Genomic DNA, 23,558 nt, shown 5'->3' with positions numbered 1-23,558 from the left:
ATGGAGAATAAGTTCTATTACAATCATTTAGTTTCGCGCTCTCTCTTCCATTTCTTCCTTCGTATAAATGACGCGCATTGGATTTCCACCGACTAAAGCACCCGCTGGCACATCTTTATGAACAAGGGACCCTGCAGAAACAATCGCACCATCTCCAATGATGACACCTGGAAGAATCGTGGAGTTTGCTCCAATCATCACCTCATCACCAATGACAACATCCCCTAAACGATATTCGTGAATTAAATACTCATGGGCAAGAATGGTCGTATTATATCCAATAATGGAATTATTCCCAACCGATATTTTTTCAGGAAACATCGTATCAGGCATGACCATCAGAGCAAAGGACGTTTGCTTGCCAATTTTCATATGCAGGAATGTTCGATACATCCAATTCTTCACGGACATAAAGGGTGTGATACGAGCAATTTGAATGATGATAAAGCACTTGACAACTTTCCAAAAGGACACGGTCTTATACACTTGCCAAAGCGAATTAGATCCTTCGACTGGATAGCGGACCGTTCTTCTCATACCGTTTTCCCTTGTAAAATATCGATTAAATCTGACATATGATTCAGTATATAATCTGGATGATACGTTTTCAAAAACTCAGTTCCCTTCAACGACCACGCTACACCGGCCGTCTTCGTCCCTGCATTTTTTCCACCGAGAATATCGTGATAATTATCTCCAATCATCATCGCCTCAGCTGGATCTGAACCAAGAGCATTCAACGCCTTTAAAAGCGGCTCCGGATCTGGTTTAGGCTTTTCGATATCATCCATCGTCACGACTACATCGAAGAACTGATCTAATCTGCTTAACTTGAGTCCTCTTTCAACGATATCTCGTTTTTTTGTCGTAACGATGGCCAACTTATACTTGCTTTGAAACAGGCTTTCTATCGTCTCGTATACGCCATCAAACTGCGTCACAAGCAAGTCATGGTGCTCCCAATTATGTTTGCGGTAAAAAGCTATCATTTCCTCGGCAAACTCCGGGTTAATAGATGAAAAAGTCTCTATTAAAGACGGACCAATAAATGGGAGAATATCTTCCCGTTTATACTGTCCTGGATAGTAATGATTGAGTGTTTCCGTAAAAGAAGCAATAATTAATTCATTTGTATTAATTAAAGTTCCATCTAAATCGAATAATAAAGTAGAAATATTACTGCTCATACACAGCTCCCTTTCTTTGCACACTTTCATAGCGATTCCATATATATCCTACGGCGATTGTCAGGACAATTGCCGTCACTAACCGAATGATCAATAGAGGCAAAACAGGAATCCCTAATGGAATAAAGATTAACGTGTCTTCTACTACGGCATGACATGCTACTAAAAAGATAAAAGCTAATGTCATATCTTTTTTCGACACACCTTCTTCTTTAGCAGCTTGAATCATAACCCCTGCCCCGTAAGCAAGCCCGATTGTTAAACCGGTTGCAAATGGCAGCGCTGCATTCTCCTTCATGCCTAATACCTTCATAACCGGCCCAAGCATTCGTGAAAAAGCTTCCAGCCATTTTTTATCTTTCATAATTTGAATAATAATCATTAATGGGATGACAATCAGCGCAAGTTGGACAATCCCCAACAGCGCCTTCACGATACCATGAGAGACAATGGCCCACACACCTGTAATTTCAGCAGTTTGTTGACTGACAAACCCATACTGCGCCATTTCTGATCCCCCATCCCATAAAAGGTTAATCATCACCGCAGCTAGTAGAGCTAATCCAAGTCGCACCGTCAAAATCACCCACAGCTTCACGCCTACTTTCATCGCAACACCCGTCTCAATCAGCAAGTTATGCGAAAAAGAAAGCATAACGGCAATAATAAATACTTCTTTTACCGTCAAATCGAGCGTCAAGATTCCCGCAATCCCGGCATATAAATTAAGAAAATTTCCGAGAACAAGCGGAATGGCCGCATCTCCAGATAAACCGAACAGCGCCATGAATGGACTAATTAAATCAATCACCCATGGCAAAATCGGAGTATATTGAAGAATGGTCACAATCAACGTAACTGGAAAAATGACTTTTCCTAACGTCCATGTTGTCTTTAATCCAACGATGAATCCCTTCTTCACTGACTCCCCGTACATAAACTCTCTCCTTTTCTTTCATCCTAAGCATCTAAATATCGCTGCTTCGCCATCCCGCTAAATCGACGATATACGAATAAAGCAACCGCTACAACAATAATAGTTAATGAAAGAATCTGTGCCATTCGAAGCGATTCCGTTAGCATTAAACTATCCGTACGCAATCCTTCGATAAAGAAACGACCGACTGAGTACCAGAATAAATAGGCTAAGAAAATTTCACCACGGCGTAAATTTACTTTTCTTAGCAATAAAAGAATCACTACGCCAAGTAAATTCCACAATGACTCATATAAGAAGGTTGGATGATAATAAGCACCATTAATATACATTTGATTAATAATAAATTGTGGCAAATGCAGATTTTCTAAAAAAGCTCTTGTGACCTCTCCGCCATGTGCCTCTTGGTTAATGAAATTTCCCCATCGGCCAATTGCCTGACCAAGTAATAAACTCGGTGCTGCAATATCAGCAATTTTCCAAAAAGAAACTTTTTTAACCTTCGCAAAAACAACCGCTGTTAACACGGAACCAATTAACGCACCATGAATCGCAATACCACCATTCCATATTTTAATAATCTCACCTGGATACTGCGAATAGTAATCCCATTGGAAAATGACATAGTAGATACGTGCACAAATGATGGCAATGGGCACCGCAAATAAAATCAAATCAACAAATAATTCTTTATGTAACCCTCTCCGCTCTGCTTCCCGAATAGCAAGCACAAGGCCAAGTAACACACCAATTCCGATAATAAGGCCATACCAATTAATTTGAAGCACACCTAAATCAAGCGCCACACGGCCAATCGGTTGAATATCTTGTTCCATTTATGTCCCTCTTTTCTACTTAAAAATCATCATGATCTGCTTCTGCAATTGCATGATTCAAACGATCAGAAAACTGCTCAGCAGCATTTACTCCCATTCGTTTTAAGCGATAATTCATCGCTGCCACTTCAATAATGACCGATAAATTTCGACCAGGTCGAACAGGTACTGTTAATTTTGTAATTTCTGTATCAATAATTTTCATGGTTTCTTCATCTAACCCAACTCGGTCATATTGCTTGTTTTTCTCCCAGAGCTCTAGGTGAATAACAATCGAGATTTTTTTATTACTGCGAACAGCTCCTGCTCCAAACAGTGTCATCACATTAATAATGCCTAATCCACGGATTTCAAGCAAATGCTCAATGAGTTCTGGTGCATTTCCAACAAGCGTATCTTGATCTTCTTGCCGAATCTCTACACAGTCATCCGCCACTAGGCGATGTCCCCGCTTCACTAATTCAAGTGCTGTCTCACTTTTACCAACACCACTTTTACCTGTAATAAGAACACCCACACCATAAATGTCTACTAACACACCATGCACAGCTGTTGTTGGAGCTAACCTGCTTTCCAAGAAGTTTGTTAAGCGACTGTACAGCCGTGTTGTTTTCATATTTGACAGCATAACTGGAACCGATTCTCGTTCAGAAGCCTCGATTAATTCTTCCGGCACAATCTGACCACGCGTAATAATAATCCCTGGTGTCGAGTCACGACAAAGCTCTTTCATACGATGTTTACGCTCCGCTTCATTAAGTCGTGTAAAAAAAGACACTTCTGTCCGCCCTAATAATTGGAGACGCTCAGCTGGATAATAATCAAAAAAACCCGCAATCTCAAGTCCCGGACGAGATAAGTCGCTTGTCAAAATCGGTCGGTTAACTCCTTCTTCACCACTAACAAGCTCAAGGTTAAACGCATCGATTACATCTTTTATACGAACTTTAGCCATCTAGGCTGCCCTCCTTTTTGGAGTAAAATTTTTTGACTCAATGCTCATTCCATTTTAGCATTTTTCCCGTAATATCCAAACAATGCGTTTTTATAAGCAAATATTTTCTAAATCGATGTGATTTTTTTATATGGCTTTGTTATAGAACGTTGTGGATTTTTAGCTCACTTAATCAACCATATTATTTAACACAGCCTTCCATAATAAGGAGGCTTGCCGAATTCGACAAGCCTCCTTATTATCATTATGAAACTGAGATTGCACCGGTCTTCGTATCTGCAAAAATATGCAAAACCGGCGTTTGATCGTACACCGTCTGAAACTTTAACACTTTTTGAATTACATCGCTCTTTTCTTCTACGATTTTGATTCCTTCTAGGTTGACATTAAAACCACCTAAATTCGATTTCAACTCCCCTGATACCGCCGCTCCAGACGCTACAGATAGCTGAATCTTCCCTGTAATCGACTTAGCGTATAAAGAATCACTTTCTTCATTGTCATTCCGACAAATAATTTGCCCGTTAAAGGTCTGTACATCCACCTTTTTAAAGTGTCCTCCAGCTTCAATCGCCCCATTCAACGTTTCAGCTTCAACTTTATCAAAGTGAGACGCTTGAATCGTAATCGTGCCATTTCCTGTTTCTAATTCACAATTCTCTCCTCTGACGCTATCCATGGAAATCGATCCATTCGCTGATTTGACTTTGACTTCTTCTGCAGCTAAGGATTCTGCGGCTACTCCTCCATTAAACATCCTAATCCTAAGCTGCTTATATTCTTTTTGCGGGACATAAATGAGTACATCTGCTTTAATGCCCTTTTCTTGTAAGTAAAATTTCAGCGTTCCATCTTCAATGGCAAATATCACTTCATTTAAGAAGGCTTCACGCGCTTGATCCTGGTCATCCACGCGGTACACCTTTGCTTCACACTCTACACGCACATCATGGTGATCCCAAGCAATCATTTTTATTTTTCCATTTGCGATATCCACATCTAAATCTTCAATGATCTTTTCATCATGCTGAAAAATATGAGAAACAGTAAATGATTTCCCAAAATTAAAATCTAAATCTGTATCTTTAATTTTTTGAAAAGCACTTTCAACAAATTCAAAAATTTTCTCTTTCGATGATTGAATATTTTTCTTAAATGTATCATGAGCGTCATCTTGATATTGCTTCTTCGCCTCAATTACTTCTGTTGACAATTCATTTTTCAACACTTGCTCTTTCTGTTCACTTTCTTTCCCTGCTTTATCTAATGCCTCTAAAATAGTTAACGCTTCTTCCGCAGTGATTTTGCCATCTTGAACGAGTTGAAGAATTCTTTTCTTTTCTTCCTGCATCGCTACTCCCCACTTTCTGCTTTATACTCTATACATACGCCCAGATGGTTAAAAGGTTTCATGTTTCTTCCATTCGACGATTTCCTCGGAAATAATCGATATTGAATAAAAATTCCACAAAAAAAGCAAGCCAAAATGGCCTGCCTTTTTACACAAATTGCTCTCTTTCCTCAATTCTCTTTTCCATTCGACTTCGATCTCTTGTAAGTATAGGCTGCAAATATTTCCCTGTATACGATTCAGGAATTTGGCAAATTTCTTCCGGCGTTCCATAGCCGACAATCGTTCCGCCTTTATCGCCGCCTTCAGGGCCTAAATCAATTAAATAATCAGCCGCCTTAATAATATCTAAATTATGCTCGATGACTAAAACTGTATCACCATTTTCCACTAAGCGTTGGAGCACAATAAGAAGACGGGCAATATCATCTACATGAAGACCTGTCGTTGGCTCATCTAATATATAGAAAGAGCGTCCTGTTGAACGACGGTGAAGTTCCGATGCTAATTTCACTCGCTGTGCTTCCCCTCCAGATAAAGTAGTCGCTGGCTGACCAAGCTTGAGATAACCTAACCCTACATCATAAAGCGTTTGTATTTTCCGTTTAATTTTCGGGATATTTTCAAAAAAGACAAGTGCATCTTCTACTGTCATATTTAAAATATCGGAAATATTTTTTCCCTTATAACGCACTTCAAGTGTTTCACGATTATACCGTTTCCCATGACACACTTCACAAGGTACATACACATCCGGTAAAAAGTGCATTTCAATTTTAATAATTCCATCGCCACGACATGCTTCACAGCGACCACCTTTTACATTAAAACTAAAGCGCCCTTTTTTATACCCTCGAATTTTTGCTTCGTTCGTTGCCGCAAACACATCACGAACATCATCAAATACACCTGTATAAGTGGCTGGATTCGATCTTGGCGTTCGACCGATTGGTGATTGATCAATATCGATGACTTTATCCAACTGTTCGATTCCCTTTAATTCTCGGAATGCACCAGGTTTCACTTTGGAGCGATTTAATTTTTGCGCTAACTCTTTATGAACAATTTCATTTACTAACGTACTTTTTCCGGAGCCAGATACGCCTGTTACCGCTACAAACATCCCAAGTGGAATCTTTACATTGACGTTTTTTAAATTATTTTCCTTCGCACCTTTTACCTCAATAAAACGTCCATCACTTTTACGACGTTCTAAAGGAAGCGGAATAAATTTCTTCCCTGATAAATATTGACCGGTTAAGGAATTTTCGTCTTTCATAACTTCTTCCGGTTTACCAGATGAAACAATTTGCCCACCATGAGTACCTGCTCCAGGACCGACATCAATTAAATAATCGGCAGCAAGCATCGTATCTTCATCATGCTCGACAACAATCAATGTATTTCCAATTTCCTTCATATTTCTTAGCGTTGCAATCAACCGATCATTATCTCGTTGATGTAAACCAATCGACGGTTCATCCAAAATATACAGTACACCTGTTAGACGCGAACCAATTTGTGTCGCTAAACGAATTCGCTGTGCTTCTCCGCCGGATAATGTACCAGCCGCTCGACTTAACGTTAAGTAATCTAATCCAACATTCGCTAAGAAAGTGAGTCGTTCTCGAATTTCACGTAAAATTAATTTCGCAATCGCTGCTTCTTTTTCCGTAAGTTGTAAGTGCTCAAAAAATTCAAGTGACTCTTCAATGGATAATGAAGTTGTGTCACTAATATGTTTTCCTTGAATAAGGACGGCCAAGCTTTCTTTCTTCAATCGATTTCCTTTACAGCTTGAGCAAGCACGTGTGGACATGTATTTTTCCATTTGTTCACGAATATAATCGGAGTTCGTTTCCTTATGACGACGGGCAATATTTTTCAATACACCTTCGAACTGAATATGCCCTTCTTGCATTCGACCGTAATCATTTTCATAGCGGAAATAGATTTTGTCTGAACCTGAACCCATTAATACCTTTTCCATTTGTTCTTCTGATATATCTTTGACCGGAGTATCTAAATCGATATTGTAATGTTTAGCAACCGCTTCAAGCAATTGCGGATAATATTGCGAGCTCGTTGGCTCCCAAGGCGCAATAGCATGTTGACGCAGAGTTAGCTCTGGATTTGGAATGACTAATTCACGGTCCACTTCTAATGTAGCTCCTAAGCCATCACAATCAGGACACGCCCCAAATGGACTGTTAAATGAAAACATACGCGGTTCCAGCTCTTCAATCGAAAAACCACAATGCGGGCAAGCATGATGCTCACTAAACAGTAATTCTTCCTCTCCGATCACATCAATGATGACTTTTCCCTCACCTAATTTAAGCGCACTTTCAAGCGAATCGGCTAAACGCGACGCAATGTCCTCTTTAATGACAATTCGGTCAACAATCACTTCAATGGAATGCTTTTTATTTTTTTCAAGACTAATGTCCTCGCTTAAATCATACATGTCTCCATCAATTCTCACGCGAACATAGCCTTGTTTTTTTATATCTTCTAATAGCTTCGTGTGCATCCCTTTTCGTCCAGAAACGATGGGCGCTAACACTTGAAGCTTTGTCCGCTCCGGATATTCTAAAATCCGATCGACCATTTGTTCAATTGTTTGTGAACTAATTTCAATGTGATGAGTCGGACAAGTAGGCCGCCCTACTCTAGCAAACAACAGTCGTAAATAGTCATAGATTTCTGTTACTGTTCCGACTGTTGACCGGGGATTTCGACTGGTGGTTTTTTGATCAATGGAAATAGCTGGTGATAACCCTTCGATTGAATCGACATCCGGCTTATCCATTTGCCCTAAAAACTGGCGTGCATAAGCGGAAAGAGACTCTACATAACGTCTTTGTCCTTCTGCATAAATCGTATCAAAAGCTAAGGACGACTTACCAGACCCTGATAATCCTGTAATAACCACTAGTTGATCTCTTGGAATCGTCACATCAATATTTTTTAAATTATTGGCTCTGGCACCTTTTATTACAATCTTATCCATTGCCATACTCTCGTCATCCTTCCGCTTTTAACTCTAATAATAAATCACGAAGTTCGGCTGCTCGTTCAAAGTCTAACGCCTTAGCCGCTTCTTTCATATCTAATTCTAATTGCTGCATCACTTTTTCGCGCTCTTTCTTCGATAATTTTGCATAGTTTGGTGCAGATTGTTCTTGATAGGTTTCTGATTCTTCTGCTACATGCGTTGCGCGAATGACATCACGAATTTCTTTTTGAATCGTTTGCGGAACAATTCCGTGTTCTTCATTATAACGTTCTTGAATTTCACGACGACGTTTTGTCTCTTCGATGGCTAGCTCCATTGAATTTGTCATACGATCGGCGTACATAATTACATGCCCGTTTGCATTTCGTGCTGCTCGCCCAATCGTTTGAATGAGCGACCGCTCTGAACGAAGGAAGCCTTCTTTATCGGCATCTAATATGGCTACTAACGACACCTCTGGAATGTCCAAACCTTCTCGAAGCAAGTTAATCCCGACTAGCACATCATATTTACCCATACGAAGCTCACGAATAATCTCAATCCGTTCTAACGTTTTCACTTCTGAATGTAAATATTGCACTTTAATGCCGATTTCTTTTAAATAATCGGTTAAGTCTTCGGACATTTTTTTCGTTAAGGTTGTAATTAAGACACGTTCATTCTTCCGAATTCGCTCTTGGATTTCATCAATCAAGTCATCAATCTGACCTTCAATTGGTCGTACATCAATAAGCGGGTCAAGCAGACCGGTAGGACGAATAATTTGTTCGACCATCTCTGGCGTATGCTCCAATTCGAATGGCCCCGGCGTCGCTGAAACAAAAACAGCCTGACTCACTTTCTCTTCAAACTCTTCAAAACGTAAAGGTCGATTGTCCTTCGCTGATGGCAAACGAAATCCATGATCCACTAACACTTGCTTACGCGCTTGGTCCCCATTAAACATCCCGCGAACTTGCGGCAATGTCACATGTGATTCATCGACAACAAGCAGAAAATCCTTTGGAAAATAATCCAATAACGTATAAGGTGTTGCTCCTGCCGGACGAAGGGTTAAATGACGTGAATAATTCTCAATCCCGGAACAGAAGCCCATTTCCCTCATCATTTCCAAGTCGTAGCGCGTTCTCTGCTCTAGGCGCTGTGCTTCAAGCAGCTGATCATTGTCGCGTAACTCCTTCAAACGCTCTTCTAATTCTTTCTCGATATTCTCAATCGCTATGCGCATCTTTTCTTCACGAGTAACGAAGTGAGACGCTGGAAAAATAGCGATGTGCTCTCGTTCCCCTGTAATTTCTCCCGTTAATGCGTCTACTTCTCGAATTCGATCAATTTCGTCACCAAAAAACTCCACTCGAACACACTGTTCGTCACGTGAAGCCGGAAAAATCTCAACAACATCGCCTCGTACCCTAAACGTTCCCCTTGTGAACTGAATATCATTTCGTTCATACTGAATATCGACAAGCTTATGGAGCAATGCATTTCGATCAATTTCCATTCCTGTGCGCAATGATACGACCATTTCGCGATACTCTTCAGGAGAACCTAAACCATAAATACAAGAAACACTCGCAATAATAATGACATCGTCCCGTTCAAACAATGATGATGTCGCCGAATGCCGCAATTTATCAATCTCGTCGTTAATACTCGCATCTTTTTCAATAAATGTATCTGTCGAAGGCACATACGCTTCTGGCTGATAATAATCATAGTAACTAACAAAATATTCAACAGCATTATTCGGGAAAAACTCTTTAAACTCACTATAAAGCTGCCCTGCTAATGTTTTATTATGAGCAATCACAAGTGTCGGTTTATTCACTTCTTTAATGACATTAGATACCGTAAACGTCTTCCCTGTTCCCGTTGCACCAAGCAATGTTTGATACCTTTTGCCCTCATTAATGCCCTCCACAATCTTTTGAATCGCTGCAGGCTGATCTCCTTGAGGAGAATATTTAGAGACTAACTCAAAAACATCCTTCACTAACATTGCCTCCTACGTAACCGTTTTATCTCATATATACACATTCTACCACAACTGACCATCTACAAACCAACAAAAGCGAACGTTTATTCCTATTTTTTTAAAAAAATAAGGCTTTGTTAAACAATATGGTTAATAACACAATGTCTGGCTCATTTTTTCCAAAAGTGAACACTATTAACCTAACTAAAAAAGCACCTGCTCAGGCGCTTTTCGATGTTCTCTTCATCATTTTCGATGATAAATAAAAACCTAGCGTTAACGAAAACGCATCGATCACAATGAGAGGCCATGTATGCGTATAGCCTTTATATGCCGATGCTGCAATTAATGCCACCGTTAAAACTAATCCTACAACATGGTTATACGTAACCCTTGTAAATAACATTACAAGAAGACAAGGCAAAAAAAGCGCAGCAAGAAATTTCGTAATCATATTGTCCATCTCCTTATCATAAAGGGCATTATTTCTTAGTTTAGTGAAAGTCATTCTCTTTGACAATCTTTACAAATAGCTTCCTAAATGAATTCATTATAACGTTTAATCATAAAAGATACACTTATTAAGTAAAGCCTCTGTGGTAAAACACTGTTGATTAACAAAAACTCGTAAAAAAAGCAAAGCCCCGTGAAATAGAAATTTGCTTTCTCTTCTTAATCAAACACTCTAATTATTTTTCATAGGATGTCCTCATCTATTTGTCAATATGTCTTCCGCTCGGTTTTGATTTTTTCCTCATTAGTAGTCAAAATGCTCCCTCCTTCACATCATTGCAACAAACTCTATTAAAATACCTATTTTATACAAATTAATACTCATAATTTCCTAATTTGACACAAACACATTGAAATAACTACCATTCCACTGTCGTATAATGTACTATAATGACTGAAATAATTTTCTATTTTTATAGTAAAAAGGGTAAAAACCAGACTATCAAATGTATAAAAAACCTTGTATTAACCCATCAAAAATCATAGGAGGAAAGCTTTATGAAAAGTAAAGTAATGACAATACTCGTAGCTACCTTTGTATTTTTTGCCACCTTCTCTTCTTCCATCGAAAGCCATCTCGTTTCTGCAGCGAGTAAGGAAGGCATCGTTACTGCAAACACTCTCAATGTTCGCGAAAAAGCATCGACTAGTTCCAAAAAAATCGGTACGCTGAAAAAAGGGAAGATTGTAACGATTACGAAACAACAAAGCAGCTGGTCTCAAATTAAATATGGCTCAAAAACGGGCTGGATTTCTACTACATACATAAATGAAATAGGCTATGTAACCTCTACTACATTAAAACTATACAAATCGAACAGCTCTAACAGCACATCTTTAGCTACCTTAAAAAAAGGTACCTCTGTGCAAATTAAAGCGACTAAAGGCAGCTGGCTTCAAGTCTATGTATCATCGAATAAAAAGACAGGCTGGGTTACAAAAAAGAATATTTCCAGCACAAAAGCAGCAGCTACAACAGCCTCTACAACTACATATTATGTGACTTCTAATACATTAAATATTCGTCAATCCAGCACTACTAAGGCAAAAATCTTAAAAACTATTAAAAAGGGCGATGCTGTTACCTACTACTCAAAGTCTGGTAACTGGGCAAAAGTAAAAACGAGCTCAGGAACGATAGGATGGGCTTCGCTTACATACTTATCGAAAACAAAGCCTGCCGTAACAAAAACGTATTACGTGACGGCGAATTCATTAAATGTTAGAGCAGCTGGCAATACTTCAGCTAAAGTGCTTACAGCCATTAAAAAAGGAGCAGCTGTCACTTACTATTCAAAATCAGGTGATTGGGCAAAAATTAAAACGGCTTCCGGCGTAACCGGTTGGGTTTCGATGAAATACTTATCTACAACAAAACCAAAAGTCACAGCAAGTGCTGAGACGGTTTCAAATAGCACTATGCGCTATGTTATATCGGAAACGTTAAACGTTCGTCAATCAGCAAGCTCCTCATCTGCCATTTTAGAAACAGCTTCTCGCGGGGATGCTTTAACATTAAAACAAACAAGTGGAGACTGGGGGAAAGTCGTTACTTCTAATAATGTAACCGGTTGGGTTTCTCTTGCCTATGTATCTAATAAAAAGTGGACAAAAGGATTAAAGAACAAAGTTATCGTGCTTGATCCAGGCCATGGAGCTCAAGACCCTGGTGCTCTTGGAAGTGAGCATAGGGAAAAAGATCTAACGCTCGCTACTGCGAAAAAGGTCCAAGCAAGACTAGAAGCAGCTGGAGCTAAAGTCGTGATGACAAGAACGGGAGATACCTACCCAACGCTATCAGAACGAGTACAAATTAGTAAAAAGAATAATGCAGATGTATTCATTAGCATTCACTATAACTCAAGTGCCGATAAAACAGCCAACGGCATTGATACGTTCTATTGGACGACGTACATGAATGAAAAAGAATTAGCTGAAATCGTTCAAAAAGAATTAATTAAAAGTACAGGTTTAAAAAATCGCGGTTCAAAAACAGGAAACTTCCAAGTCGTACGTACAAATGACGGCGCATCGCTTTTAGTAGAACTAGGATTCATTTCTAATCCAGATGAAGAAGAGATTATTTCAACAACTGAATTTCAAAATGATGCCGCTACTGGAATCACAAATGGACTAAAAGCATACTTTGATTTATTTTAAAAAAAGCTTTGGACGAGTCAATGTCGTCCAAAGCTTTTTTCATTAAGGGTTTCAACCTTTTCGTTAAAATATTCATTACTGTCACATTACTTGAAGGTCCTTCAGCTGACTTTCCACAAACAACAACCCAAGTTCATAATGCTCTCCTTCAAATAACGCTCGTTGTACAAGACGCATCTCTCCATTGTTCCCAATCACTTCAAGCTTACAGTGAGCCCGATTCTTTTGCAGAGCTTGGTAGAGCTGTGCTTCTGTTTTCACGACAACACCATTAATTTTGGAGATTATTTCTCCTTTTTCAAGACCCATTTTGTCCGCTGGAGTGTTCGGGATAACTCCAAGAATCTTGACGCCCTTTGCACTTTGCGAGAAGTAAAATGGACGTTTGTCATCAGCCGTTTTCTGTAGATAATAGATTAGTTCACGCCCTGCTAACGCAAGGATTGCCGTCACAATCGCGAGCACTGGATACCAATAGCTTAGAAGTGCAAGTACTGTCATAAAGGAACCTAAAGAGACAACTTGTTTTCCATGAGCCTTGACCGCTTGTTCTGGAATCGTTCCTTGCACGTTCTGGGTAAAACCAATGATGACTGGAAGTACAATTGGCGCAATCTGTGCTTCACCAATCGAAAAGATTGGATACCACGTAAACGGTGCAGCAAGTTCCCCGCCGGGAATAAAAACAAACATCGGAAGCAACCAAATTCTGCGTGATGCATATAATCCAATTGTTTGTCCCCGCTTAGAAACAGTGAACTGCGGTGTCATAATTTTGGCACCATTTCGCTGAATGATAAATCCTTCAGCAATCAACAAAAGCCCAAGCAAAATAGCCAATGTTGGATAGATAGCCTTCTCTAGCTGTTCAAAATACTCATTCCATACCGGAAGCTGCACGTTTTGTTGATAAATGAAAAATACGATAAAGAATGTCAACGAAAGCGTGTAAGCTGGTGATAAGAAACGGAACTGGAACGTCAACGCCAGTACTAGCGTAACAGCTGTTAGAATAATCATAGCTGCTATCGGAATGGTCAGCCCTGTCCCAAGCGTAATAATCGAAAGAATCAGACCCCATAGAAGCCCTTGCGGCAACAAGCCTTGCCATTCATGAGAGCTATCCAAAATTTTCGTATTAAAATTGCGCCGTTCTTGCTTCACACGTTGAGATCCAATCCACCAGCATAATATCAGAGACAAATAAAACAATGGATTTAAAAAGAGTTCTCCTAATCCAACTAAGCACGCAATCAGCCAGTCTGTCATTAAATCTCCACCACCTTTGCTATCTCCTATTCTACCAAAAATACAGTAGCCGGTGGAGGGTCGGATTCATTAATTAAAAGATTAGATGAAGGATCTCTTTTTTAGATAATAAAACACTGTTAAAAGGCGTGCGAGACCGTGGTCACGCACACCTGAGTCAAAAGTTGTATTACCTTTCAAAGCCTTTAGATACATGACATAGTAGCTACTCGTTAGTTCGGCTAAACGATGGACTGACTACATATTTAATCGCCGTTCTTAGCTGCACATCATTCTTTTCATCTTGAATCTTTTCCAAAATACTCGCTTCTAGCTTTGAGGCGGTTTCGCGGTCAAGCTTTCCAGTTACGTTCAATTTTTTCACTTTCTGAAAGGCTTTAATGGCCACTTCTGTTTGTACATCAAAATAGCCGTCTTCTCGTCCTGTTTCAAAGCCCAGCCCTTTTAACATCGCTTGAGCATATTGAATTTGTTCATCTGTCATATCTCGTTCCAATGTTTTTTCAACCGTTAAAGGATGGACATTGAAAAAGCGAGGCTGCTGTACTTGAATGGTCGGCTCAATTCCTTTTTTGTGAATCCAGTTTCCTTCTGGTGTTAACCATTTGTATAGTGTCAGTTTAAGATTGCTGCCATCTCCCATCTTCACTGCTTGCTGAACCGTTCCCTTACCAAATGTTTTCTGTCCAACCAGCGGATAGCCACCAGCCTCTTTGAGAGCTCCTGCTAAAATTTCCGATGCTGAAGCACTTCCTCCATCCGTTAATACGACAATCGGATAACTCTTTTCCTTTGTTAGCTTGGTGTAAAAAGATTCTGTGTTTCCAGATCGCTCCGCAATTTGCAGGAAAGGCTTTTCTTTTGTAATAAATTGTTCTAAAATGGCCTGAACACTAGAAAGCAAGCCACCTGGATTACCCCGTACATCAATGACAAGTCCTTCCATCCCTGCTTGCTCTAACTTGCTCAATTGCTCTTTAAAATCCTTTGCCGTATTTTCCGAGAAGGTCGTTAATTCAATATAACCGACTTTCTTGCCTGCTTCTTCTTTTATAGAAGAAAAAACCGTATCCAGCGGAATTTCTGCCCGTTCAATACTAAATTCAATTGGTTTATTAATCCCCTCACGTTTAACCTCAAGCTTCACAACGGTGCCTTTTTCTCCACGAATCTTCAAACGAGTTTCATATAAATCTAGCCCTTCTACGCTTTCTCCATCTACTTTTACAATTTCATCTTTTGGCTTTAAGCCTGCTTTTTCGGCTGGGGAATCTTTATAAGGAGAGACAATAATAATTTTCCCCTCTTCCATTCCAATTTCTGTACCAATCCCCTCAAAGGATGAATCGAGCGTTTCATTGAATTGTTGGGACATTTCTTTGTTCATATAAACGGAATACGGATCCTTTAAGGTGGAAACCATCCCTTGAATCGCACCTTCAATTAATTGATCACTCTCTACTTTCTCCACATATTGATTCAAAATTAAGTGATAAGCTTGTTCGATTTTATCCCATTCCTCTACTTCATTTCCCATTTGCTTGCTCTGCTGCCCGCTATCCTTTTGAAAACTTGTCCAATATAAACCACCAGAAAACCCCATCAATAGCGAGACGACAATTACTAACGGAAATACCCATTTTTTAGTCATCCTATTCACCTTTTCTACTCTGTAATGTACTTCACTATATGAGTAAATTAAGAGAAATATGATGATATTTAGAAAAGCGAAAGCTCTGAAGCTGATTACCTATCTATTAAAAAAGGCGAATCATGAAGAATGAATTTCGGGACAGCCTCTCCGTTTAGGTGGACAAAAAGGCCTTCAAGCCGGGGGATGAAGGCCTTTTTCCCGCATTCCCACACGCCAAATGGCCTTCATCTGCGTTATGAAGGCCTTTTTCCCGCATTCCCACACGCCAAATGGCCTTCATCTGCGTTATGAAGACCTTTTTCCCGCATTCCCACACGCCAAATGGCCTTCATCTGCGTTATGAAGGCCTTTTCCCCACCTTCCCACACTCCAAATGGCCTTCATCCGGGTTATGAAGGACTTTTTCCTGCATTCCCACACGCCAAATGGCCTTCATCTGCGTTATGAAGGCCTTTTTCCCGCATTCCCACACGCCAAATGGCCTTCATCTGCGTTATGAAGGCCTTTTTCCTGCCTTCTCACACACCAAATGGCCTTCATCCGGGGCATGAAGGACTTTTTCCTGCATTCCCACACGCCAAATGGCCTTCATCTGCGTTATGAAGGCCTTTTTCCTGCCTTCTCACACACCAAATGGCCTTCATCTGCGTCATGAAGGACTTTTCCCTGCATTTCAATACGCGAAATGGCCTTCATCCGAGCTTTGAAGTACATCATCCTGCATTCCCACACACAAAAAGCCCTTCATCCAGATCACGAAGGACATTATCCAGGGGGACATTAAAGAATAGCCCCCCAATAAAGTTTTAATTTAGAAAGTAGATAATTATCATTCTACTTTTATTGATAAAAGGACCATTGATGAACTCCCACTTTTTTATAGTTTTTCTCTAGAATCCTCCGTATCCTCTTTTTAGACTTCACTACTTTACACCAATCATAGATTAGATTTGTAGTAATTTTTTGATTAGGAAAAAGAAGCTTAAATTCCTTCACACTTTGCATTATAGTTGTTTCAGCCAATTCTTTATGGCCACATCCTTTACAAATACATTTGTGTCCCTCAATAGAAATAGCAAATGAATCGCACTTTACACATGTCATTCCCTTTCGTAACTGATCATAATCATAAGATGGTAACTGTTGAAAAGGAGAATCTTCAATATGCAACTTAACTAATTTGTCGGCTAGCATTTTGTGCTTTTCATTTAGTTTTAAAGATATCTTATTTAGTTTGTTTAAATAACGATTAACCTGTGTTGGGAAAATAAATGGCTTGTTGAGAGGTGATTGGTATAGGGTAAATTCCGGATTGATAAAAACAACTGAAGCATTAATAGGCAGATTAAATCCAAGATTGTGGAGTAACTGACGTAACAAAGATTCGCTTCTACTCAATTGGTTGATTGGATTAATAATTTCAAATTTGGATTTCTTATATATTCTGTCAGAGTCATAATAATAATCCCCTTCATAATTTTTCACTTCGTAAAAGTAAATGGCTTCTGACGTAATAATAAGTGAATCAATTTGAAATATGGTGCTATTCATTTTGAGCAGCAGATCATTTAATATCAAGCATTCACATTGCAGCTTTTCTGTCAATGTATCAAAAAACATCTCCCCTTCATAGCCCTTTTCAAGGTTGAAATATTGCTGCTTTTCATCGTCAGAAAGATTCATACGAATATTTAACGACTTCAGAATTAGTAATTGAGATGATTTAGTACGAGATTTATACGCCATAACCCACATCCTTTCTTGGTTTTGGAATTCTACATTTATTTTAATGAATATTTTGTTAAAAGTCATAAGTTTAAAAAAGAACTAACGGAAAAAATACAAAAGCAGGTGGAGGAAAACCCTCCACCTGCTTTATTTTAGGAGCTTATGAGACAGCCCCGTTTTTTATCAATTAATAAGAAACATAGTTTAATGGATTAACGGCATTGGATTTCGAAACATTCCATGGTCCTTTATGTACCTCAAAGTGTAAATGCTGTCCGTAAGAATGCCCCGTATTCCCCATAATACCAATTTGTTGACCCTTTGATACAACTTGTCCAGCACTTGCTTGACGAGAGTTTAGATGCGCATAAACCGTCGTATATAACTGGCCGCCAATCGAATGAGAAATAAAGATAACATTTCCATAAGAATCTGAGTAATAGGAACGGCTCACGACCCCATCTGCGGCTGCAACAACTGAAACTGTTCCACTTGCAGCAATATCAATTCCAGCATGCTGTTTATTCCAGCGCGGTCCCATTTGAGATGTGACAACACCTGCAGATGGTCGCGTGAAACTGCCTGATGAAACAGGAGCCTCTTTTACAGCTGATGATGAAGATGAAGACGAAGATGATGGCGATGATGCTGCTGACGAACTACTTGCTTGCTGCTTCGCTTCTGCTGCTGCTTTTTTACGAGCCGATTCTGCTTCTGCTAAACGCGAATTTTCTAGTTCAATCGCCTTTTTAATCGCCGATTCCTGTGCAGCAAGGTTCGCTGCTTCTTCCTCAAGACCTACTTTATACTCTTCTGCTTCTTCATGTTTGTGCTTCAGTTTTTTCTGAAGCGCTTCTTTTTGCTGCTTTTGTTTCTTTTGCTTCTCTTCCAATTTTACTAACTCAGCCTTCATCGCTTCTAAACTGGCTAATTTGTCTTCTACTGCTTTTTGCTTTGTTTCTAACTCTTTTTTATCCTGCTCATGTTGTACTAAAATATCGCGGTCCGCTTCAGCAATTGTGGCTACTGCATTCACACGATCAAGGAAGTCACTAAAGCTAGATGAACCAAAGATTACTTCTAAATAATTCACATCGCCGCCTGATTCTTGGAAAGAAACAGCTCGGTCTTTCAATACTTCATTTCGTTTTGCAATTCGATCTTTCAACACTATAATCTCTGCTTTTAACGCTTCGATTTCTGCTTTCGTTTCAGCAATTTGATTATTTTTTTGCTCAATTTTACTAGCTGTTTCTTCTAGACTTTTCGCAAGCTCTTCCAGCTGTTCTTCAACGGTGAGCTGCTGAGCTTCCAATTTATCAATTTCTGCTTCCGTATCCTTAATATCTACCTTTATATCAGAACTCTTCTCTTGAATACTCTCTTTCTTTTCGTTTAAATCCGAAAGAGATTCAGCATAAGCTGCTGGAGCTGTAAATATACTGCTTACTCCCAGTACAAGAGCGGCGTTCAATGCTATCATTTTCTTCTTCATTTCTTACATTCTCCTTTCTTCTCCAAAAATCTGAGCTTCAAGGAGAAGGTTAATCATTTGCTTATACTTTCAAAAACTTTCTAACAGACATTAAGCTTCCCCACATACCAATTATTGCTCCGAGTAACAGTAAAGCCGTAGACACTTGGAGAATAAATGTACCAGTCGGCAGCATTTCTAAATATTTAATCGTAAATTGCGGCATAGCCCATGTATATAATTGAGAATAAAAAATGGAAATTAACGCTATCGGTACAATAGAACCGAAAACACCTAACCATAATCCTTCAAGGAAGAACGGCCAACGAATAAATGAATTCGTTGCTCCTACGAGTCTCATAATCTCAATTTCTTTACTTCTCGCAACGATCGTAATCTTAATGGTATTAGAGATTAAGAACATAGCTGTGAATAGCAATCCAGCAATTAATACAAGCCCTATATTTCGAGCAATATCTACAAAACTAAATAAATTTTCTACAAAACCTTGACCATAGTTCACGCTTTGAACGAGCTCAATTTTTTCAATTTTTTTCGCGACTTTAATTACATCTTCTGGCGTTTTCGTTTTAATAATATACGCATCACGAAGCGGGTTATCTTGTTCAAACGGTTTAAACACATCACCGTTGTCACCGAGATCATCAATTAAATTATCTAACTCTTTATCCCTTGGAGAAAACACAACCGTATCTACACCAGAAATCTGTTTCAAATCCTTTTCAACCGAAACTCGATCAGCATCGTCCGCTGCATTGTCCAAAAACGCTTTAATTTCAACATCATTCTGCACATTGTCCGCAATATGGTTTAAATTCATCATAATCACTAAGAAAACACCGACTAATAACAACGTGACCGTTACAGCACTAATCGATGCAAAGGTCATCCAGCCATTACGCGCAATGTTTTTAAAGCTTTCACGGAAATGACGACCTAACGTACTAATTCTCATATCCGTACTCTCCTCGCTGCTCATCTCGAACAATACGGCCGCCTTCAATCGCAATAACGCGATGTTTGATATTGTTCACGATGTCTTTATTATGCGTCGCCATGACGAGCGTCGTGCCACGTCGATTAATCTCTTCAAATATGTTCATAATATCCCATGATGTTTCCGGATCTAGATTTCCTGTCGGTTCATCGGCAATAACCACTTTAGGATCATTAACAATCGAACGGGCAATCGCAACACGCTGCTGTTCTCCACCTGAAAGTTCGGTTGGCTTCATTCTGGCCTTATGCTTCAGTCCAACAAGGTCCAATACTTCCATTACTCTTGGTTTAATTTCTGCAGGATCCGTTTCGATTACTTCCATGGCGAAAGCTACATTCTCGTAAACCGTATACTTCTCTAACAATTTAAAATCTTGGAATACCATGCCGATATTACGGCGAAATAGAGGGACTTTCGAGTTGCGAATACTTGGAAGGCTAATCCCATTAACGATAATATTCCCTTTTGAAGGCTTCTCTTCGCGGTACATCATTTTAATAAATGTTGATTTACCGGCTCCACTTGGACCGACTACATAAACAAACTCACCTTTTGCAATTTTCACATTAATTCCATTGGCAGCTACTACGCCATTGGGATATGTCTTAGACACATCTTTCATTTCTATCATATAAAAACCACCTAATTAGTTTTTAAATTCTATCTTCCTTCGACAAAAATCAACAAGAAACTACCTTCTTTTTACTCACAGACACCATTATAACATCAAACTTTGACAATTTAAGAATAAATATATTACAATTTAATTTCATTTGGAACATGAAAAAAGCACCTTAAACAGGTGCTTTTGAACTATTTTTTAAAATAATCGTTATTCTTACTTTTTCTCCGCTAACCATTCCGCTACTTTAGCTGCGTCATTTTCATCTAATAAGCCTTTAGGCATAGCTCCTTGCCCTTCTAGAATCACTTTCTCAACATCTTCTTGTGACAATCTAGAACCAATTTTATCTAAGTCCGGAGCTGAACCGCTTACTAAATCACCCCCATGACAAGCAGAGCATTTATTTTCATACAACTTAGCAGCATCCCCGGCACCTGCTGTATCTGTTGTTTCAGCGCCCTCATCATTCCCGCCGCCGCAAGCAGCTAGTACGAGTGATGTTCCCATTAATAAAGCGAGTATTTTCTTTTTCATGAATAATCCCCCTCCTGAGTATATTTTACCCAAATCCTATTATAGCAACTTTATACACGTTTAAAACCCTCGCCAAGTACTTCCGAAGCATCCGTTACAATGACAAACGCTTTAGCATCAACTAGTTTGACCAATTGTTTCAGTTTTGTGAATTCGGACTGATCCACCACACACATTAAAATCGGACGTGTATCATCGGTATATCCACCTTGACCAGATAGTCTCGTGACACCCCGATCTAACTCATGTAATATAGCCTTCCTCACTTCAGGCTCTCTATTCGTAATAATAAGCGCAAGTTTAGAACGATTAAAGCCAATTTGCACAAGATCAATCGTCTTACTCGTTGCATATAAACTAATTAATGCATACAGACCTTTCTCAATATCGAACACTATCGCTGCACTTAATACAATAAGTCCATCAATGATGGCGACACACATACCTAACGATAAATGCGTGTATTTATGAATAATTTGCGCCGCTAAGTCCGTTCCTCCTGTCGAAGCCTTGCCAAGAAAAACAATACCTAAACCGACGCCCACAAGAATTCCCCCACAAATAGAACCAAGCAAAGCATCGTTCGTCCACGGCTCCCAGCTTCGTGTCATAAACACAATAAACGGCAAAAAAAGCGTACCAATCAGTGTTTTCACACCAAATTGCATCCCTAAAAAAATTAATCCAGCAATAAACAACGGGATATTGAACGCCCATTGCACATACGCGGGCTCAAACCCAAACGTCGCTGCAAAAATGGTACTAATCCCACTAACTCCACCCGATGCAATTTGATTTGGTAACAAAAATACATTAAAAGCAAGCGCAATTAACGCCGAACCAATTAAAATAAATATGTATTCTAAAACCTTTTCGATGACCGGATGCTGCGGCTCTCGACGTCGCTTTCTCACAACAAATTCCTCCTTATACGACCAACCTTTATCTATAATTTTCATTATGAGTTAGTATTTGACCGAAAGTAGTATAACATCCGCTCTCCTCTCGGTAAATGACAGCGTGATAAAGCGTTAAAGAGTAAGCCTGCCTTGGTGCCCTTACAATAATTTCGCCAATTCAGCCAAAAATCTCGCCAATTTTAAAGATAATCTCACCAATTCAAAGCCTAATCTCGCCAAATAAAAAAAGAGCATCCAAATTGGACACTCTTCACAAAAATTATAATTTTGAACGTAAGTAAGAATCAATAAACAAGTCAAGTTCTCCGTCCATAACCGCTTGAACATTTCCTGTTTCCGTTGACGTACGGTGGTCTTTAACCATTGAATATGGATGGAAGACGTAAGAACGAATTTGGCTTCCCCAGCCAATTTCCTTTTGTTCTCCACGAATTTCATCTAATTCAGCTTGTTGCTGCTCTAATTCACGTTGGTATAACTTCGCTTTCAACATGTTCATCGCTTGAGCACGGTTTTTGATTTGTGAACGCTCTGATTGACACGTCACAACAACGCCCGTTGGGATATGCGTAATACGCACCGCTGAGTCCGTCGTATTAATGTGCTGACCACCAGCACCTGTTGCACGGTACGTATCAATTTTCAAATCCTCTGTACGAACTTCAATTTCAATATTCTCATCGAATTCCGGCATTACTTCACAAGAAACGAAAGAGGTATGGCGACGACCTGATGAATCGAATGGAGAAATTCGAACTAAACGATGTACCCCTTTTTCTGCTTTTAAATAGCCATAGGCATTATGACCTTTAATAAGCAATGTGACACTCTTAATACCTGCTTCATCACCTGGTAAATAATCTAACGTTTCTACTTTAAAGCCTTTTTTCTCAGCCCATCTTGTGTACATACGAAGCAGCATAGAGCCCCAATCCTGTGACTCTGTACCACCCGCACCAGGATGCAATTCAAGAATAGCATTGTTTTTATCATATTCTTCGCTTAATAAAAGCTGAAGTTCAAAATCATTCATTTTTTGAGAAAGAGCAATAATCTCTTCTTCCAGCTCTGCCTGTAATTCCTCATCGCTTTCTTCCTTCACTAACTCATACGTTAAATCAAGGTTTTCATATGTTTCTGTCATTTCCGTTAACTGATTTACAGAATCTTTCAAAGCATTCGCTTCATTGATAACCGTCTGCGCTTTCTGCTGATCATTCCAAAAATCAGGATGCGTCATTTCATTTTCTAGCTGTGCGATTCGTGCCTCTTTTTCATCTAAGTCAAAGAGACCCCCTAAAGTCCGCTAATCGCTGAGCTGTTTTTTCAAGGGTATTTCTAATTTCCGCTAATTCCATTTCTTTCACCTCATAAATATGTTAATCATCCTTCTAAACTAT

General features: G+C 39.3%; 19 protein-coding genes. 1 reads left to right on the top strand and 18 read right to left on the bottom strand.

Translation table 11 applies throughout. The annotated features are described in order from the left end of the window. Positions 1-27: 27 nt before the first annotated feature. The 9 genes from ACE199_RS09545 to ACE199_RS09505 all read right to left on the bottom strand — a co-directional run bounded on the left by ACE199_RS09545 (position 28) and on the right by ACE199_RS09505 (position 10,714). A complete protein-coding gene (locus ACE199_RS09545; protein WP_127762048.1) occupies positions 28-537 on the bottom strand; it encodes an acyltransferase in 510 nt (169 codons plus the stop codon). Further along, on the bottom strand, positions 534-1,187 hold the full coding sequence (gene ppaX, locus ACE199_RS09540; protein ID WP_375349552.1) for a pyrophosphatase PpaX: 654 nt from the start codon (positions 1,185-1,187) through the stop codon (positions 534-536). The genes ACE199_RS09545 and ppaX overlap by 4 nt, the downstream gene beginning before the upstream one ends. Continuing rightward, positions 1,177-2,124, bottom strand: coding sequence for a nucleoside recognition domain-containing protein (locus ACE199_RS09535; RefSeq protein ID WP_375349551.1), 948 nt, complete (start codon positions 2,122-2,124; stop codon positions 1,177-1,179). Before ACE199_RS09535 ends, ppaX begins: the two co-directional genes overlap by 11 nt. Positions 2,125-2,147: 23 nt before the next feature. Continuing rightward, positions 2,148-2,960 carry a prolipoprotein diacylglyceryl transferase gene (gene lgt / locus ACE199_RS09530; RefSeq protein WP_375349550.1) on the bottom strand — a complete coding sequence of 271 codons (813 nt, stop codon included), beginning with the start codon at positions 2,958-2,960 and terminating at the stop codon, positions 2,148-2,150. Between the two features lie 19 nt (positions 2,961-2,979). Further along, positions 2,980-3,915 carry an HPr(Ser) kinase/phosphatase gene (gene hprK / locus ACE199_RS09525; RefSeq protein WP_375349549.1) on the bottom strand — a complete coding sequence of 312 codons (936 nt, stop codon included), beginning with the start codon at positions 3,913-3,915 and terminating at the stop codon, positions 2,980-2,982. A 244-nt stretch (positions 3,916-4,159) separates the two neighbouring features. After that, positions 4,160-5,266: a DUF4097 family beta strand repeat-containing protein gene (locus ACE199_RS09520; protein WP_375349548.1), complete on the bottom strand. Its 1,107-nt coding sequence runs from the start codon at positions 5,264-5,266 to the stop codon at positions 4,160-4,162. A 148-nt stretch (positions 5,267-5,414) separates the two neighbouring features. Next, positions 5,415-8,285, bottom strand: a complete 2,871-nt coding sequence (gene uvrA / locus ACE199_RS09515; RefSeq protein ID WP_375349547.1) for an excinuclease ABC subunit UvrA — start codon at positions 8,283-8,285, stop codon at positions 5,415-5,417. A gap of 7 nt (positions 8,286-8,292) precedes the next feature. Then, the gene (uvrB, locus tag ACE199_RS09510) at positions 8,293-10,278 is read right to left on the bottom strand and encodes an excinuclease ABC subunit UvrB (protein ID WP_375349546.1); all 1,986 of its coding nucleotides are present in this window, start codon (positions 10,276-10,278) and stop codon (positions 8,293-8,295) included. Between the two features lie 202 nt (positions 10,279-10,480). Continuing rightward, positions 10,481-10,714, bottom strand: coding sequence for a CsbA family protein (locus ACE199_RS09505; protein WP_127762057.1), 234 nt, complete (start codon positions 10,712-10,714; stop codon positions 10,481-10,483). A gap of 557 nt (positions 10,715-11,271) precedes the next feature. Between ACE199_RS09505 and ACE199_RS09500 the strand changes: the two genes are divergently transcribed. Continuing rightward, positions 11,272-12,933, top strand: coding sequence for an N-acetylmuramoyl-L-alanine amidase family protein (locus ACE199_RS09500; protein WP_375349545.1), 1,662 nt, complete (start codon positions 11,272-11,274; stop codon positions 12,931-12,933). A gap of 81 nt (positions 12,934-13,014) precedes the next feature. On the opposite strand, the gene ACE199_RS09495 is transcribed toward ACE199_RS09500, so the two are convergent. From ACE199_RS09495 to prfB, 9 genes are all read right to left on the bottom strand, one after another. After that, positions 13,015-14,202 (bottom strand): PDZ domain-containing protein, encoded by a 1,188-nt coding sequence (locus ACE199_RS09495; protein WP_375349544.1) that lies wholly within the window; start codon positions 14,200-14,202, stop codon positions 13,015-13,017. 205 nt (positions 14,203-14,407) lie between these two features. Next, complete coding sequence (locus ACE199_RS09490) at positions 14,408-15,853, bottom strand: S41 family peptidase (RefSeq protein ID WP_375349543.1); 1,446 nt, start codon at positions 15,851-15,853, stop codon at positions 14,408-14,410. Between the two features lie 843 nt (positions 15,854-16,696). Next, complete coding sequence (locus tag ACE199_RS09485) at positions 16,697-17,602, bottom strand: nuclease-related domain-containing protein (RefSeq protein ID WP_375349542.1); 906 nt, start codon at positions 17,600-17,602, stop codon at positions 16,697-16,699. Positions 17,603-17,771: 169 nt separating this feature from the next. Beyond that, a complete protein-coding gene (locus ACE199_RS09480; RefSeq protein ID WP_375349541.1) occupies positions 17,772-19,079 on the bottom strand; it encodes a murein hydrolase activator EnvC family protein in 1,308 nt (435 codons plus the stop codon). Positions 19,080-19,140: 61 nt separating this feature from the next. Further along, a complete protein-coding gene (ftsX, locus tag ACE199_RS09475; protein WP_375349540.1) occupies positions 19,141-20,034 on the bottom strand; it encodes a permease-like cell division protein FtsX in 894 nt (297 codons plus the stop codon). Further along, complete coding sequence (gene ftsE / locus ACE199_RS09470; protein WP_375349539.1) at positions 20,024-20,710, bottom strand: cell division ATP-binding protein FtsE; 687 nt, start codon at positions 20,708-20,710, stop codon at positions 20,024-20,026. The genes ftsX and ftsE overlap by 11 nt, the downstream gene beginning before the upstream one ends. 207 nt (positions 20,711-20,917) lie before the next feature. Next, positions 20,918-21,238 (bottom strand): cytochrome c551, encoded by a 321-nt coding sequence (cccB, locus tag ACE199_RS09465; protein WP_375349538.1) that lies wholly within the window; start codon positions 21,236-21,238, stop codon positions 20,918-20,920. A 50-nt stretch (positions 21,239-21,288) separates the two neighbouring features. Beyond that, positions 21,289-22,152: a YitT family protein gene (locus tag ACE199_RS09460; RefSeq protein ID WP_375349537.1), complete on the bottom strand. Its 864-nt coding sequence runs from the start codon at positions 22,150-22,152 to the stop codon at positions 21,289-21,291. A gap of 265 nt (positions 22,153-22,417) precedes the next feature. Further along, positions 22,418-23,516, bottom strand: a protein-coding gene (gene prfB / locus ACE199_RS09455; RefSeq protein ID WP_375349536.1) for a peptide chain release factor 2 whose coding sequence is annotated in 2 segments (ribosomal slippage) — positions 22,418-23,443 and positions 23,445-23,516 — 1,098 coding nt in all. Because the reading frame shifts where the segments join, the coding sequence is not laid out codon by codon here. Between the last annotated feature and the right edge of the window lie 42 nt (positions 23,517-23,558).

The organism is Peribacillus sp. Hz7, assembly GCF_042136355.1.
Taxonomy (GTDB): domain Bacteria; phylum Bacillota; class Bacilli; order Bacillales; family DSM-1321; genus Peribacillus; species Peribacillus asahii_A.
Note: the sequence above shows the minus strand (reverse complement) of the source record. Positions and strands in the feature narration are given on the sequence as shown.

Bases quoted from the DNA above. Each gene is read 5' to 3' on its own strand.
- hprK (WP_375349549.1), bottom strand. From the start codon at position 3,915: ATGGCTAAAGTTCGTATAAAAGATGTAATCGATGCGTTTAACCTTGAG.
- ppaX (WP_375349552.1), bottom strand. From the start codon at position 1,187: ATGAGCAGTAATATTTCTACTTTATTATTCGATTTAGATGGAACTTTA.
- ACE199_RS09500 (WP_375349545.1), top strand. From the start codon at position 11,272: ATGAAAAGTAAAGTAATGACAATACTCGTAGCTACCTTTGTATTTTTT.
- ACE199_RS09545 (WP_127762048.1), bottom strand. From the start codon at position 537: ATGAGAAGAACGGTCCGCTATCCAGTCGAAGGATCTAATTCGCTTTGG.
- ACE199_RS09485 (WP_375349542.1), bottom strand. From the start codon at position 17,602: ATGGCGTATAAATCTCGTACTAAATCATCTCAATTACTAATTCTGAAG.
- ACE199_RS09520 (WP_375349548.1), bottom strand. From the start codon at position 5,266: ATGCAGGAAGAAAAGAAAAGAATTCTTCAACTCGTTCAAGATGGCAAA.
- ACE199_RS09480 (WP_375349541.1), bottom strand. From the start codon at position 19,079: ATGAAGAAGAAAATGATAGCATTGAACGCCGCTCTTGTACTGGGAGTA.
- ACE199_RS09505 (WP_127762057.1), bottom strand. From the start codon at position 10,714: ATGATTACGAAATTTCTTGCTGCGCTTTTTTTGCCTTGTCTTCTTGTA.
- ACE199_RS09535 (WP_375349551.1), bottom strand. From the start codon at position 2,124: ATGTACGGGGAGTCAGTGAAGAAGGGATTCATCGTTGGATTAAAGACA.
- ACE199_RS09490 (WP_375349543.1), bottom strand. From the start codon at position 15,853: ATGACTAAAAAATGGGTATTTCCGTTAGTAATTGTCGTCTCGCTATTG.
- uvrA (WP_375349547.1), bottom strand. From the start codon at position 8,285: ATGGCAATGGATAAGATTGTAATAAAAGGTGCCAGAGCCAATAATTTA.
- lgt (WP_375349550.1), bottom strand. From the start codon at position 2,960: ATGGAACAAGATATTCAACCGATTGGCCGTGTGGCGCTTGATTTAGGT.
- cccB (WP_375349538.1), bottom strand. From the start codon at position 21,238: ATGAAAAAGAAAATACTCGCTTTATTAATGGGAACATCACTCGTACTA.
- ftsX (WP_375349540.1), bottom strand. From the start codon at position 20,034: ATGAGAATTAGTACGTTAGGTCGTCATTTCCGTGAAAGCTTTAAAAAC.
- ftsE (WP_375349539.1), bottom strand. From the start codon at position 20,710: ATGATAGAAATGAAAGATGTGTCTAAGACATATCCCAATGGCGTAGTA.
- ACE199_RS09495 (WP_375349544.1), bottom strand. From the start codon at position 14,202: ATGACAGACTGGCTGATTGCGTGCTTAGTTGGATTAGGAGAACTCTTT.